16 protein-coding genes are annotated in these 14014 nt (G+C 62.3%); 11 read left to right on the top strand and 5 right to left on the bottom strand.

What is annotated here, in order from left to right:
• The first annotated feature begins 166 nt into the window (after positions 1 to 166).
• Both ACZ500_RS07605 and ACZ500_RS07610 read left to right on the top strand, forming a co-directional pair.
• A complete protein-coding gene (locus ACZ500_RS07605) occupies positions 167 to 2041 on the top strand; it encodes a GNAT family N-acetyltransferase (RefSeq protein WP_464231906.1) in 1875 nt (624 codons plus the stop codon).
• Positions 2019 to 2855, top strand: coding sequence for an enoyl-CoA hydratase/isomerase family protein (locus tag ACZ500_RS07610; RefSeq protein WP_464231907.1), 837 nt, complete (start codon positions 2019 to 2021; stop codon positions 2853 to 2855). The genes ACZ500_RS07605 and ACZ500_RS07610 overlap by 23 nt, the downstream gene beginning before the upstream one ends.
• Before the next feature lie 123 nt (positions 2856 to 2978).
• Here the strand turns inward: ACZ500_RS07610 and ACZ500_RS07615 are convergent, their stop codons facing one another.
• Entirely contained in the window at positions 2979 to 3173 is a 195-nt protein-coding gene (locus ACZ500_RS07615) for a hypothetical protein (RefSeq protein ID WP_464231908.1), read from the bottom strand.
• Positions 3174 to 3190: 17 nt separating this feature from the next.
• On the opposite strand from ACZ500_RS07615, the gene ACZ500_RS07620 reads away from it, so the two are divergent.
• From ACZ500_RS07620 to ACZ500_RS07640, 5 genes are all read left to right on the top strand, one after another.
• Positions 3191 to 3562, top strand: coding sequence for an FmdB family zinc ribbon protein (locus tag ACZ500_RS07620; protein WP_464231909.1), 372 nt, complete (start codon positions 3191 to 3193; stop codon positions 3560 to 3562).
• Positions 3563 to 3577: 15 nt separating this feature from the next.
• Complete coding sequence (locus ACZ500_RS07625; protein ID WP_464231910.1) at positions 3578 to 4789, top strand: COG1470 family protein; 1212 nt, start codon at positions 3578 to 3580, stop codon at positions 4787 to 4789.
• Position 4790: 1 nt separating this feature from the next.
• The gene (locus ACZ500_RS07630; protein WP_464231911.1) at positions 4791 to 5543 is read left to right on the top strand and encodes an ABC transporter ATP-binding protein; all 753 of its coding nucleotides are present in this window, start codon (positions 4791 to 4793) and stop codon (positions 5541 to 5543) included.
• 3 nt (positions 5544 to 5546) lie between these two features.
• On the top strand, positions 5547 to 6506 hold the full coding sequence (locus ACZ500_RS07635) for an ABC transporter permease (protein WP_464231912.1): 960 nt from the start codon (positions 5547 to 5549) through the stop codon (positions 6504 to 6506).
• A 118-nt stretch (positions 6507 to 6624) separates the two neighbouring features.
• Positions 6625 to 6840: a hypothetical protein gene (locus tag ACZ500_RS07640; RefSeq protein WP_464231913.1), complete on the top strand. Its 216-nt coding sequence runs from the start codon at positions 6625 to 6627 to the stop codon at positions 6838 to 6840.
• Here the strand turns inward: ACZ500_RS07640 and ACZ500_RS07645 are convergent.
• Positions 6800 to 8506: a DUF6178 family protein gene (locus tag ACZ500_RS07645; protein WP_464231914.1), complete on the bottom strand. Its 1707-nt coding sequence runs from the start codon at positions 8504 to 8506 to the stop codon at positions 6800 to 6802. The genes ACZ500_RS07640 and ACZ500_RS07645 overlap by 41 nt on opposite strands.
• A 315-nt stretch (positions 8507 to 8821) precedes the next feature.
• On the opposite strand from ACZ500_RS07645, the gene ACZ500_RS07650 reads away from it, so the two are divergent.
• Genes ACZ500_RS07650 through ACZ500_RS07660 form a run of 3 tightly spaced genes read left to right on the top strand, consistent with a single transcriptional unit; the run spans position 8822 to position 11004 of the window.
• Positions 8822 to 9121 (top strand): FtsB family cell division protein, encoded by a 300-nt coding sequence (locus tag ACZ500_RS07650; RefSeq protein ID WP_464231915.1) that lies wholly within the window; start codon positions 8822 to 8824, stop codon positions 9119 to 9121.
• A 16-nt stretch (positions 9122 to 9137) separates the two neighbouring features.
• Positions 9138 to 9968: a tetratricopeptide repeat protein gene (locus ACZ500_RS07655; protein ID WP_464231916.1), complete on the top strand. Its 831-nt coding sequence runs from the start codon at positions 9138 to 9140 to the stop codon at positions 9966 to 9968.
• Positions 9949 to 11004, top strand: a complete 1056-nt coding sequence (locus tag ACZ500_RS07660; RefSeq protein ID WP_464231917.1) for a uroporphyrinogen decarboxylase/cobalamine-independent methonine synthase family protein — start codon at positions 9949 to 9951, stop codon at positions 11002 to 11004. Before ACZ500_RS07655 ends, ACZ500_RS07660 begins: the two co-directional genes overlap by 20 nt.
• 5 nt (positions 11005 to 11009) lie before the next feature.
• Here ACZ500_RS07660 and ACZ500_RS07665 read toward each other — a convergent pair whose 3' ends face one another.
• The 3 genes from ACZ500_RS07665 to ACZ500_RS07675 all read right to left on the bottom strand — a co-directional run bounded on the left by ACZ500_RS07665 (position 11010) and on the right by ACZ500_RS07675 (position 13315).
• Positions 11010 to 11780, bottom strand: coding sequence for a ribonuclease H-like domain-containing protein (locus ACZ500_RS07665; protein WP_464231918.1), 771 nt, complete (start codon positions 11778 to 11780; stop codon positions 11010 to 11012).
• 78 nt (positions 11781 to 11858) lie between these two features.
• On the bottom strand, positions 11859 to 12098 hold the full coding sequence (locus ACZ500_RS07670; protein ID WP_464231919.1) for a hypothetical protein: 240 nt from the start codon (positions 12096 to 12098) through the stop codon (positions 11859 to 11861).
• A 17-nt stretch (positions 12099 to 12115) separates the two neighbouring features.
• On the bottom strand, positions 12116 to 13315 hold the full coding sequence (locus ACZ500_RS07675; protein WP_464233016.1) for an aminopeptidase: 1200 nt from the start codon (positions 13313 to 13315) through the stop codon (positions 12116 to 12118).
• A 222-nt stretch (positions 13316 to 13537) separates the two neighbouring features.
• On the opposite strand from ACZ500_RS07675, the gene ACZ500_RS07680 reads away from it, so the two are divergent.
• Entirely contained in the window at positions 13538 to 13999 is a 462-nt protein-coding gene (locus tag ACZ500_RS07680; RefSeq protein WP_464233017.1) for a 23S rRNA (pseudouridine(1915)-N(3))-methyltransferase RlmH, read from the top strand.
• The last annotated feature ends 15 nt before the right edge of the window (positions 14000 to 14014 follow it).

The following is a 14014-nucleotide window of genomic DNA, read 5'->3' on the forward strand; positions in this document are numbered from 1 at the left end:
GACTAAGGCGCGCCGTTCTGTTATTTTCTATGTCTCATCGAAGCGGATCATAAAGCCATGCTCCATCGCTCCCGGTGCACCATGAGCCGGCCTGCGTCCGGCTCTGTCCGCTCCTTTTCAACCACGGCCGCCACCTATCCGGGGGCGGCCTTTTCGAGGAGACCCTATGACGGGCTTCAAGAACAAAAGCTGGAAAAGCAAGATCGTCAGTCCCGAAAAGGTTTTGAGTAAGATCCGGCCGGGAATGAGCATCTTCCTCGGCACGGCCGTCGCCGAACCGCGGACCCTGGTCAAGACCCTGATGGCCTCCGAGGCCAACAACCTCCAGGATCTCGAGCTGATCCAACTCGTGAGCCTCGGCGACGCGATTTCCATTGGCGACAAATATGCCAACAAATTCAGGCTGAAGACCTTTTTCGCCGGGTGGGTTGCAAGCGAGGCCATCAAGGCAGGGCGTGTGGACCTCATCCCCTGCCGTTTTTCGCGGGTTCCGTCCCTGATCGAATCCGGCACCATCGGCATCGACGCGGCCTTCGTCCAGATCACGCCTCCGGATGAAGCCGGCTATGCCAGCCTGGGCGTCGCCGTGGACGTCGCCCGCCAGGCCATGGAAAAGGCATCCCTGGTGGTGGGCGAGATCAACGCGCAGGTCCCCCGCACCTTCGGGGATACCTTTGTCCACGTCGACGATTTCGATTTCCTGGTGGAGGCGACGACGCCCCCCTTCTACTTCCCCCGCTGGCCCGTCACGGAGGTCTACGACAAACTCGGCGCCAACGTGGCCTCGCTGATCCAGGACGGGAGCTGTCTGCCGTTTTCCATCGGCCCCCTCTATGAGGCCCTCGCCCGCCACCTGACCCGGAAGTCGAACCTCGGCATCCACTCCCCCTTCTTCACCGACGCGCTCATGGATCTCGTCAAGAGCGGCGCGGTGACCAACCGCCGCAAAAGCATCTTCAAGGGCAAATCGGTCGCGGCCCATGCCCTGGGAACGGCCGAACTGATGCGCTGGCTCGACGGCAATCCGCTCGTCGAGTTTCAAGGCGTCGACGTGGTGGCGGACCCCAAGCGGATCGGCAGCATCGACCGCTTTGTCGTGACGCTGCCCGGGCGGAAGGTCGACTTCACGGGCGGAATCGCCCTTCACAGCGGCAAAGGCAACGTTGGCACCCAGCCCGGCGAGGCCCAGGAATTCTTCTCGGGGGCCTGGCTTTCGAACGGCGGGAAGACCATTCTGGCCCTGCCGAGCCGCAACCTCCTCGGCGAGTCCAACATCATCGCTTCGGTCAGGGACTACCCGAACCAGTTCTCGGCGCGCGAGTCCCTGGACATCGTCGTCACCGAATACGGAACCGCCCCGCTGGCGGGCCGGACCATCCGTGAGCGCGCCCTCGCCCTGATCGACATCGCCCACCCGGACGACCGGGCCGAGTTGGTCCGTCTCGCCAAAAAGGACCATATCCTGTACCCGGACCAGACCTACCTTTCGGAGTCCGGCAGGCTTTATCCGGAGGAACTCGCCACGACCCACACCTTCGACGGGAACCTGGTGCTCCGGTTCCGCGCGATCCGCCCGTCGGACGTCGAACAGATGCGGCGCCTCTTCTACCGGTTTTCCGACGACGCCGTTTACTACCGCTATTTTTCCCCGATCAAGACCATGCCCCACGCGAAGATGCAGGAATACGTCAACGTCGACTACCGCAAGACCATGTCCATCGTCGGGCTCATCGGCGAACCGGGCGAGGGGACCATCATTGCCGAGGCCCGCTACGTCCGCCTGCCCGACCGGCCGTACGCGGATGTAGCCTTCGTCGTGGACGAGGCGTTTCAGGGCAAGGGGATCGCCACCCACCTCTTCCAGATGCTCATCAACATCGCCAGGAACCGGGGGATCGAAGGATTCAAGGCCGATGTCCTCGCCTCCAACAAGGCCATGATCAAGGTCTTCGAGAAATCCCCGTTCCCGCTGAAGGCCGTCCTGGACAGCGGAGTCTACGAACTGATCATCCCCTTCCATGGCGAAAAGGAAGAGGCCTGAAAAAGGAGTTCCGATGCCGGATGCGCCCATCCTGTTGGTCGAGCGGGAAGAAGCCGTCGTCACCCTGTGCATCGACCTGCCCTCGAAGCGCAATTTCCTGACGCTCGAATGCCTGCAGGCCATCGAGCGGACCCTTTCAGCGCTTGCCTCCGATCCGGCCGCCCGGGTCGTGGTACTGCGCGGGGCCGGCGACCGGGCCTTTTCGTCCGGTTACGACATCCAGGCCCTGGGGCATGTCGAGCAGGACCTCACGCAGACCGATGCGGGTGAGACCCTGCCCCTCGAGAAGACCCTTCAAGCCATCGAACGGTTCCCCCGCCCGGTCATCGCCATGCTGAACGGCGATGCCTTCGGCGGCGGGTGCGAACTCGCCATCGCCTGCGACATCCGGGTCGCTGCGGCGCGGGCGCGCATGGGGATGCCCCCGGCCAAGCTCGGCCTCGTTTACCCCTACCCGGGCTACCGCCGCTTTCTGGCGGTCCTTGGCCTTGCCCGGACGCTCGAGCTCTTTCTGACCGCGGATATTTTCGAAAGCCGGGCCTGTTTGCAGATGGGGCTCGTGCATCACGTGCTCCCCGACGGGGAGTTCGAGTCGTTCACCTATGACCTCGCGCGCCGGATCGCCAGGAACGCCCCGTTTTCCCTTCAGGGAACCAAGCGGGTCCTCCGGACCATTGCGGGGAGCACCGCCCTCGGGGGCGCCGAGGAGCGCGCCTTGCAGGCCCTGTTTCATGCCTCGCTCAAACGCCGTGACATCGCCGAGGGCATCGCCGCCTTTGCAGAGAAGCGCACCCCTGTTTTTACCGGCAAATGATCCGGGAAGCCTTTCCGAAGGGCTTTACAAACGTCGAATTTTTATACATTTATGATGGAGATGCAGACGATGAGCACGCAGGGGGAAAGCTCCAATCCGGGAATGAGGGTTTTCTGCTCGTATCTAGTATCCATCCGGAAATGATTTCGCAGTCGAACTCAGTTTCCAATCCGGAAATGAGGATTTTTGGCCAATATCAAGGAAATCAAGCGTTTGTGCGAAGGCGACCTGCAGGTCGCCGCACAAGCAAACGTGCAGATTGACGCTGAGATTGGGAACAAAACCCTCTCCGGACGGAGACTGGGACAGCCCATGCACAGATCAGGGGATCGTAAATGCCCATCTATGAATACGAAGCCTGTGACGCCGGGCGCGCCTGCGCGCGCTGCCGCACTGCCTTCGAGGTCCTGCAGTCCCTGAAGGACCCCGCGCTCGAGCACTGCCCCGAATGCGGGGCCCCGGTCCGAAAACTGGTCTCGCGGTGCCGGGCGGCCATCGCCGAGGCGGACGAAGGCCGGGACAGGGTCGAGTCGCGCGTCAAAGAGTACGAACAGCAGGGGCTCTGGAGCCATGCGGCGGAGTTGGCTGACACCCACGCGGCGAAGGTCGGGGACGGCACCCTCAAGATGCGGGCAATCGACGATTACCGCAAGGCGGGTTATCCTCTGGAGACCCTCGAAAAACACGCCAAATCGGAAACCGAGTAAAGGAGGTCTGGGTGCATGAACGGAAGACGGAACCGACGTATCGGTTGGGCCCTGGCAGGAATGCTGTTCTCCCTGCTCTGCTTCGCGGCGAAACCCGTTCCCGCCGAGGAGAAGAAAGACCTTCCTGAGCGGAGGATATCGGTGGCGGTGGAGTACCCCGGGATCATCCTCCCGCAGGGGGAGGACCTGACCCTGGACCTGATCGTCACCAACAGCGGGCGAACGGATGAAACCGTCGAACTGACCATCCGCACCCCGCCGCAGGGTTGGACGGCGCGCCTCAAGAGCTACAGCTTCGGGGTCAGCGGGGTCTTCGTCAAGAGCGATTCGTCCAAAACCGTCACCCTCAGGCTGGAGCAGGATGAAACGGTCGCTCCGGGAGGATACGCCTTTAGCATCGAAGGGCGGACCGCCGATGCCGCCCTTCGCTCGACCGCCGACCTTCATGTAACCGTCGAAGAGGAAAAGAAGGAGCGGAAGGCTGAAGGGGCCGGACTTCAAACCGCCTATCCTGTCCTGAGAGGCCCCACCGACGGCAAATTCGAATTCTCCGTGGAGGTGGAAAACCGCCTGGAAGCCGACGCCGTTTTCAGTCTGACCGCCCGGACACCTGAAAACTGGGAGGTCAATTTCAAGCCGGCCTACGAAGACAAATTCATCTCGAGCCTGCGCCTCAAGGCAGGCCAGAGCCAGAGCGTGGCTGTGGAGGTCAAGCCTTCGCCGCAGGCCGCACCGGGGGAGTACCCGATCCAGGTCACGGTGAAGGCACCGGAGGCCCAGGCCGAAATGGATCTGACGGTGATCCTGAGCGGCACGTACGGGCTCGAAATGAACACCACCAACGACCTGCTGTCACTGAGCGCCGTCAAGGGAAAACCCGCCAACGTTTCGTTCTATGTCCGCAACAGCGGATCGGCCCCGCTGCAGGACATCCATTTTCTTTCCTTCAAACCGGAGAACTGGACCGTCGAATTCAAGCCGGAACAGATCGAAATGCTCGCCCCTGACGAACTCGTGCAGGTGGAGATCACCATCACGCCCGCGGCCGAGGCCCTGGTAGGCGACTACTCCCTCGCCTTGAGCAGCGAGGCGGGCAGGATCTCCAAAAACCTCGAACTGCGGGTGAGTGTCAAGGCATCCGTGGTCTGGGGGTGGGTCGGAATCGGACTGATCGTCCTGGTCCTGGCAGGCCTGGTTTTCCTTTTCATCCGTTTGGGAAGGCGCTGAGATGGGCGGGCATCCGATCATCCGGACCCAAGACCTCACCAAGCGCTACGGTGGGCATGAAGCGGTCCGCTCCCTGAACCTCGAGGTGTACGAGGGCGAGATATTCGGCTTCCTCGGACCGAACGGCGCCGGAAAGACGACGACCCTCCTGATGCTGCTCGGCCTGACCGTGCCGACGACCGGAACGGTCGAGGTCTGCGGGTTCGATCCGGTCCGGGAGGCCCGCGACGTCAAGCAGGTGGTGGGCTATCTCCCTGAAAACGTGGGGTTCTACGGGGATCTGGACGCGGTCCAAAGCCTCGCCTACATCGCCGCCCTCAACGGAAAACCCCATGCCGATGCCACTCGGACGATCCCCGGGCTGCTGGAGCAGGTGGGTCTGGCCGACGCCGCCCGAAAGAAGGTCGGGTTTTTCTCGCGCGGGATGCGCCAGCGCCTCGGCATCGCGGAAGTCCTCTTGAAGGAGCCGAAGGTGCTCCTTCTGGATGAACCGACCCTCGGCCTCGACCCCGACGGGGCGGCCCGTCTGATCGGGCTGATCGAATCCCTGAACCGTGACAGAAACATGACCGTGCTCCTGTCCTCCCATAACCTCCAACAGGTGCAGAGGATCTCGCACCGCGTCGGGATCATGATCGAAGGCGGCATGGTGGCCGAAGGCCCCATCGACACCCTGGCCGAGCAGACCTTCGGCCTGGGCGGCAGCCGGTATTCCCTTGAAGAGATCTACCTCGAGTACTTTCAGGAGGGATGAGGTATGCAGGGGCTTTGGGCGGTTTACCGCAAGGAACTGGGCGACCATTTCAGCAGCTACCGTTTCGTGATCCTTTTCGCCCTGATCGCGATGGTCAGCTTCATCACCAGCTACATGGCCGGGGTCGCGCTCCGGGAAAATCTGGAGGGCCTCGCCCGGCCCGGGTTCGTCTTTCTGATGCTTTTCAGCACGCCCGGAGCGCTCTTTTCGATGCTCCAGTTCGTGGCCTTTTTCGGGCCGCTCATCGGGCTTGTGCTGGGCTTCGACGCCATCAACCGCGAGCGGGCCCACGGGACCCTCATCAAGCTTCTGAGCCAGCCAATCTACCGCGACGCCGTGATCAACGGCAAGTTTCTGGCGGCCGTCACCGTGATCGGCATCATGCTCCTCAGCATCGTCCTGATCATCTCGGGCTTCGGGATCACCCTGCTCGGCATCGTCCCGGGGCTCGAAGAAATCCTCCGGCTGGCCGTATTCCTGCTCCTGAGCCTTTGCTACATCGCCTTCTGGCTGGGCCTCGCCATCCTGTTTTCGATCCTCTTCAAAGGCATCGCCACCTCTGCCATGGCATCGGTGGCGCTCTGGATCTTCCTCTCCTTCTTCATTTCCCTCGGGGCGGACGTGGCCGCGGGCGTCGCCGAACCGCTCGAGGGTCAGCAAGGTCAGGACGTAGAGGCAACCATGCGGCATGCCCGGATCAAAGAGATCTTCTCTCTGACCTCCCCGATGGTCCTTTACACGGACGCCTCCGGAACCATCGTCGACCCGATGCGCAAAACGACCCGCAAGATGGTCCTCCTGGGTTACATGGAACAGCTGTCGCTGTCCCGTTTTCAAAATCCGCTCCCGCTCGGGCAGAGCCTCCTCGTGGTCTACCCTCACGTTACGGTCCTGATCGCGATCACCCTGATCTGCTTCGCCGTTTCATACATGATCTTCATGACGCAGGAAATCAGAACCTGAGCAGCCGCCGGACCAGCATCGCCCCGAGAGGCCATCGGTCCGGAAAACATCATAAACAGCCTACGTAAAGATGGGTGGAAACTCAAAACGAAAGCAGAGGATCGAAGGAGACAGATCGATGAAGATTGCGGAACTCCTGACAGGCAAAAAGGACGGCGAGCAGGTCACCCTGGACAAGCTCTCCATACCGGTCACCACCTTAAAATCCCTTCAGAAAGAGGGCTATCAGCACGCAAAGGTCTTCCAGGACAACCAGACATTGGTCTGCTGGGGCGATGCCTGCTCGGCCTGTTTTACCGAGGGGGAGCTTCGGGCCCGGGATCGATCCAAATAAAGCGGGCATAGCGGGGAGAGAGCGCCTCCGGGGAAAGCTGCCCGTATTCCTCCTCGAATTCACGCCACAGCCCCCGCAGCGCCGCCTGGAGGATCTGCAGATCCCCGTCGCTGAATCCGGCGGCATAACCTGCCATGGCATCCACGAAATGCGCCTGGAAGGCGGCCATCGGGGTGGAGCCTCCGCGTCGGCCGCCGCCGAGCTGTTCGAGCCATGCCCGCGCCTGATCGAGGGAAAGCGGATTCAGAGAGGGTTCGAGCCCCAGACATGCATAGGCGAATGGATTGAACAGGATCGACCGAAAGGTTCCCGGCTCATTCCCGAGCAGACTTCGCTCCACTGCATGCCGCGCCGAGATTCTTGCCAGCAGGCCGTCGAGGACCCTCAGAACCGCCAGTGTCCGCCGGGTGGATTCGACTTCCTCGAGGCTCTGAAAATCCCGGACGGGATCCTTTTCTCCGACCCCCGCATAAAAACGCGGCTTCGATTCGAGCGCGCCGGAAAGGGCCCCGCCCCACGCCTCCCCCCAGAAGCCGGGTGGAAGCTCCTGCGCCGCGAACCAGCTTTCTTTGACCCAGCGCTCCGCCTCCCAGCGGAGGCTCAGCACCTCGCCGAAGCCGGTCCGGAAAAGGGCCGCAAGGCTGTTCCGCTCGACCAGAGATCGTGCCCGATCCAGGTCCCCCGCGGCCGCGCGATCGAGGGCGATATTGATATAGCCTGCGCCTTTGCGACTGACGCGCAGGAGATCCTCCAGCTCGAAGCGCGCCATCCTGTCGGCTACCACGATCTGGTTACAGAGGCCGGCGAACTCCAACTGCATCCGTTCGAGAAAAACGGGGTCATCGGCCCGCGAGACCACTTCGGCAAGCGGCCCCTTCACCCCGCCGTGATGAAGCGGTGCGAGGGGAAGGGCCTCCTCCCCCCTGACCCAGTCCGGGAGCGTCAAGGCAGCAGGCTGCTTTTCGTCCCCCTTCGCCAGAAAACGCGGGTCCAGAGGGGCATAGATCGCCAGGGCCTCGTCGTAGGGCAGAAACCCGTGCTCGGCCAGGCGGACGTTCCGGAGCCTGTACATCTCCTCCTCGCATTCGGCCGGGATCACGCCGCCCAAGGTCGCGAGCAATGCCTGAAACCTCTGGAAGTCGTTCGCCGCAAGGCTGTGCAGGACCGCCGTGACCGTCTCCCGCGCTTCCTCGTGGGGTGCGCGCAGATAAAAAACCCCATCCAGGGTGAAAAACCCGTCCGGCAAGTCCAGATCATCATCGGAGGGCTTGACCAGCACCTCGAGGCGCCTGAAGAAATAGAGGTAGGCCATTGCCTCGCCCTCCTCCGAAACCATCCAGCGGGTCAGGCGCCCGAGATCGGCCTGCCGCAGCCGTTCGAGCCATCGATCCTCCGCCTCCAGGTCGAGGCCGTCCTTCTGCCACACCTCGAGATCCAGGATATACTGCCATTGATCCTCGGATGCCAATTGCAGCAGCGGGCCGGCATCGTCCGCTCCCACCTTCTTGACCAGCCAGTAAAGGTCCTCGCAGGAAAGCCCCTGAACATAGGCCTCGGGGCTGTCCATCGCCAGGATGCGGTTGATCAGCTCCGACCCGGAAAGGGCATGCAGCGGCAGAAGCCCCGTCCCATTCCTTTCGAGGGGGCCGCTCCCGGCCCTCTCCACAGGTCGTGGTTCTCCCTGCAAAGTGGTTTTCAACTCATCTGACCCCATATCGCCTCATTCCTCAAAACGACGGACGCATGAGCGGCTGCGCCGCAGCGCCCCGGAGGGAAGCACCTCCCCCGCCGCAAAAAGAGCCCCCTTTCCGCCGTCCGTTTCATTGTATGGCTGCTTTTAGCGTTTGTACTCCGAGCCGGGATATGCTATGAAATCAGCATTCAGAAATGATTTTTTCCACCGCTGCCGGGGATCTGCTCGCGCCTAGCCAACCCGGCAGGCCGGCACGAACCCGAATAGGCGCCGATCGAGGCTGTATCCTTGAAGCTTCCAGGATTTTTCAAGATTCCCCTGCTGGGCCTCGCGATCATTGCCTCCATCCTTCTATGGTTGGGATTGGGCAGCGAGGGGTTTCTGCGGCTGTATCAGGCCAGGCAGGACCGCGACGCGCAGCGGGAGATCAACCACCGGCTGAACCAGGAAAACCATGCGTTAATGGATGAGATCAACCGCCTCGAGACCGATACGGCTTATCTGGAAGCGATCGCCCGAAAAGAGATGAACCTCGTAAGGGACAACGAAATCATATACCGGTTCGAGAAAAAAGAAAAGGCGGATTGAAACACCCCATCCACGTGTGCCGCGGAGCGCCCCGGACAGCCGGTCTGCAGCCCGCATCCAGGTCCCCGTCCCTCTTGAAAGGCGCCTTTGGACCATGTCTGACGATCTCGACTTCCTCCTCACCCTCCTTCGCCAGGAACCTTCGGAAGCAGCCGCACTCCGGATTCTGGAGAGGCTGCACACCGCCGGCCGCGTGAAGGAATCCCTCCAGGAGGCCCTCGAGGCATCGCGCCGCCACCCGGAGAGCATCGCCCTCAGGCTGTTCGCGGCAGAAAGGCTGCTCGAGGCCGGATTCAAGACGCTCGCCGAGCGGGAGCTGGAACGGATCGAAGGCTCCTTGCGCTCCCTGAGCCGTGTCTTCAAACTAAAAGCGGATATTTGCAGGCGACAGGGGAAAAGCCGGGACGCTCAGAAGGCGCTCGAGGCCTATCTCGCCCTCGCCCCGGAGGCCTCCGCCATGCAAAGCGCCGTCGAGAAGGCCGCCGGACAGCCTCTTGCAGAGGAAGAAGACCTCGCCGCCGCGCTGCGGTCCCTCACCTCGAGCCCCCGGGCGCCGATGGACAAAGACGGCCCTGCCGGGCAAGAGGGAGATGCAGAACCCCTGGCGAGCCCCACCCTGGCTGAGATCTATCTGAACCAGGGCGACATCGAGACGGCCGTGCGAATGTACACCGCCTGCCTCGCGGCCAACCCCGGCGACTTCGCCTCCCGGCGGCGCCTGGAGGAACTGGAGCCGAAACTGGAACAGTGGAAACGGCATGAACACCACAAACGAAAGCGCATCGCCGTCCTCGAGGGATGGCTCGAGCGCATCCGGAAAAGAGCCTATGCAGAAGCACAGACCTGATTTCCACTTCGCCGCCACGGGAATCGGCAGCGTTCCCTTTACGGACATCCCCGCGACCTGCAACGGGATCCTACAGGAGGCCCCCCGGATGCCTTTCTGGCCTCAGTTTCCGCGGAGAAGCCCCGTCGAGGACATGTCGATCCAGTTCAGCGAGGGCATGCCGCTCCTCTCGGCCGACCTGGAGAAGCGCTCCCTGACCATCGCCTCGGACACCCCCCGGGCCGATGCACTGGTCGCCTTCTACGACCGGTTCATGTCCCATGACGTGGAGGCCTTCGCCGTCAGCCGGGAGTATGCCCCCGGGCTTTACCGGATGGAGGAGGTCCTGGCGGGCCGTCCCGCCGAGGCAGGCGCCTTCTTCAAAGGCCAGACGGTCGGCCCCGTCACCTTCGCCGCCGGTATCCGTGACACAAACGGCACCTCCGTCCTCCACAACCCTGAACTGCTCGAGGCCCTGACCCACGCCCTGGCCATCAAGGCGCGCTGGCAGGTAGGCAGACTGGCCGCCTCGGGCCGTCGGCCGGTCCTCTTCCTGGACGAACCGTACCTGTCCGGCTTCGGCTCGGCCTTTTCCCCCATCCAGCGGGAGACCGTCATCGAACTGCTGCACACCGTGATCGACTACCTGCGGACGCACACCGAGACGCTGATCGGGATCCACTGCTGCGGCAACACGGACTGGTCCATGATCCTGGAGGCAGCCCCCGACATCGTCAATTTCGATGCCTTCGAGCACCTCGACTACTTCCTCCTCTACCCCGATCAGATCCGGAAATTCCTGCTGGCAGGGGGGGCGGTCGCCTGGGGGATCGTCCCTACGTCCCCCGCGGTCATGGAAGCGACGTTCGATTCGCTGGCATCCCGCCTGCAAAAGGGGCTCGCCTATCTGGAGGAAAAAGGGATCGACCGCGGCCTTCTGGCGCAGCGATCCCTCATGACACCCGCCTGCGGGATGGGGAGCATGTCCGAGCCGGAGGCCCGGAGGGCTATGGAACTCCTCGGGGCCCTTTCGAGGGAGTGGACGAAGGCGTCATAAGACTCTCAGAGAGGGGACGCCGCAGAGGCAGGTCTCCGAGCCGCCGTCTTTTCCAACCGCAAACGGTTGTAAGCCATGAGCATCAGCGGCTCCAGGTTGACAATGTCGGCCCGGTTGTAAGCGAGCAGCCGGTCGAGCGCCCCCGGTCGGCCTTCCTGGTGCGCCTGCCACAGCCGCACGGCGTCATAACCGTTCAAACCGTCGATGCCTGCATCCCGGCCAACCCCGAGCGCCTTTTCGATCGCCTTCAAGCCGCCGCTGTAGCCGAGTCGTTTGAGCACGAAGCGCAGGTCGATGTGGCCCGGTGGAAGGGAGATGTGCGGGAAGGCCCGCCGGATGAAGGGCAGGTCGAACAGGCTGCCGTTGAAGGTGACCAGCAGGTCGTAGGCGCTCACCCGCTCCTCGAAGCGGTCGAGATCGCGGCCGTTCACGAACGAGAAAACCTCCCGGCCGTCGTAGAGGCCGATGACGGTGATCTCGTCCATCCCGTTCAGCCCCCCGCTCGTCTCGATATCGAGGTAGGCCGCCCGGTCCCTGAACTCGCCGAAGAGCCGCCAGAACTCACCGGGCGGCAAACGCTTCTCGAAGAAACGGATATCCCCCAGATGTTCGACCGAACGTCTGAGTTCGCCTTCGATAAATCGGTCCCTCGCATCCGAGAAGGCAGGTTCGGTCCGGCGGAAAAAATCGTCCCAGCACTGGATGCCGCGGCGCCAAAGGAGTCTTTCCGTCTTCGGGCCTATCCCCTGAATATGCAGGAAGGTATTCTGAAGCATCGATTCCGGAGATCGGGGCCGCCAGGCTGCCGCGGCACTTCCGCTCAGCCGCCGCTCCTTTCATGCAGATGCTCGATCTTATCGCATGGCTACGCCGCCCAGCAAAGGGCAAGCCTGGGTCGACATCAATCGAAAAATCACCACGGAAGCCCCGTGGTATCCATCCGGAAATGACTTCCCGGTATCATCAGGTTTCCAATCCGGAAATGAGGATTTTTGGCCAATATCAAGGAAATCGAACGGTTGCGCGGAGGCGACCCGGTGGTCGCCGCACAAGCAAACGTGCAGATTGACGCCGAGATTGGCCAAAAAGACCATTTCCGGATGGAAACCACCTAGTGCTGGAACTGCCCGTCCTCATAGATAACGGCGCGACGCCCCGAAGCGAGCACGGCGCTGACCCGTTTGCGCTCGGTGTTGACGAGGTCCCAATGGAGCGCCGAGTCGTTGAAGCCGAGTTTGCGCTTGAGGTCCTTCGTCAGGGTGTGCGGGTCGCCCGCGAAGGTGTCGGCGTAGGAGGCCCCCACCGCCAAGTGGCAGTTGCCGTGCTCGCCCCCAAAGTTCTCATCGTAGAGGGTGTTGGCCATGAAGCGGTCTATTCGTGAAAAACGGCGGTCCGTCAGCGAGAACTCCCCCACGCGGGAGGCCCCTTTATCCATGGTCAGCTGTTTGCGCAGGAATTCACCGCCCTTTTCCGCCTCCATCGTCTTTGCAACGCCCCTCTCGAAGGTCAGGCGCACGCCTTCGACGTAGTTGCCGCTTCGAAACGAAGGTTGATCCGCGTAGTAGATCCCTCTGGTGCCCCGCCAGTCCGGCGAGAGGAACACCTCGAAGCTCGGGATGTTGTGCCCCGAGATCCCGATCCATTTGCGCATTTTCCCGGGCTTGACGACCAGGTCGATATGGTCCGATTCGATGTAGAGCGTTTCGACCTCCAGGCCGTTCAGCCAGTCTTTGACGGCCTGGGCCTCGCGGTGGATCTCCCGCCAGGCCTTGACTGGATCCGGCCGATCCAGGTAGCAGGCCCGCACCACCTGGTCGCTGTACTCCTCGATCGAAAGCCTCGCCTGGCGCGCCAGTTCCTCGGTCGGGACCGTGCACAGGGTCCACCCGAACAGCCCTTCGGCCTCGCGCTCGTCGAGGATCTCCCGCAGAGGTTTCCGCGCAACCGCCGCCTTGCCGATCTTCTTCGGATCGATGTCACTCAGGTGGGTCAGGGAGGCCGGCGCGTGCAGAAAGATATTTCCATTGAGGGCGTTGAACAATTCTTCCTCGCCGGGGGGAACGAAGGTCAACTGCGCCTGATTCGCCTTTTCATAGAACTGATGCTCCATCAGCGGGGTACCCCCCGGCCGGAGAACCGGGTTGTACCCTGAATCCAACAGCTTTCCCTGCAAGACCTCCGCCAGCGGGGTCGCGCACAGATCGAAGCGGAGCAGGACCAGATCGCCTTTGGCGTAAGGCTCCCGCCGCGCGGTTTTCAACCCCCAGATAAGCACATCGGCATACCGTTCCAACAGATCCTGGCTGAACATCCTCTTCCTTTCGTGGAGGCCGGCCGATGCAGGGGCCGGCTCGAAAACGTCTGCGTCGGTCATTCGGCCGTTGCACATTTCGAAACGCTTGTGATAGGCTCCGGTCGCTTGTCGGATTCCATCCGGAGGTACATACGAAAACATCAGGATGCTCGATCGGGGCCTGCGCGCAAGCGGCGCAGCGTCGGCAGGGCCCGCGAAAGGAGAGGAATCGTGCCGAGGATGAGCTTCGTCGTAGTGGATCGCACCAGGTCTCCCTTTCTGCGCGATGCCGAAACGTTCTACCTGGCGCGGCTCAAACCTTACACCCAGACCGATTGGGTTGTCGTCAAACCGGAGAAGGCCTCCAAGTCCCGCCCCGATGAAGAGATCATCCGTCTGGAGGGGGAGTCCATCATCAAAAGGCTCCCCTCCCCGACCCACCTGACCGCACTCGATCGGACAGGCCGGATGTACAGCTCACGGGAATTCGCCTCCCGCCTCGAAGCGCTCTATATGCAGAACAACCACCTCACGTTCGTCACCGGGGGTCCGCTCGGGCTTTCGTCAGCCGTCCGGGATGCGGCCCATGAGAGCCTCTCCCTTTCCAGGATGACCCTGACGCACGAGATGTGCCGGATCTTTCTCCTCGAGCAGATCTATCGGGCGTTCACCATCATTCACGGCACGAAATACCACAAATAATCCGTGTCCCATGGG

The organism is Desulfatiglans parachlorophenolica (assembly GCF_055394735.1).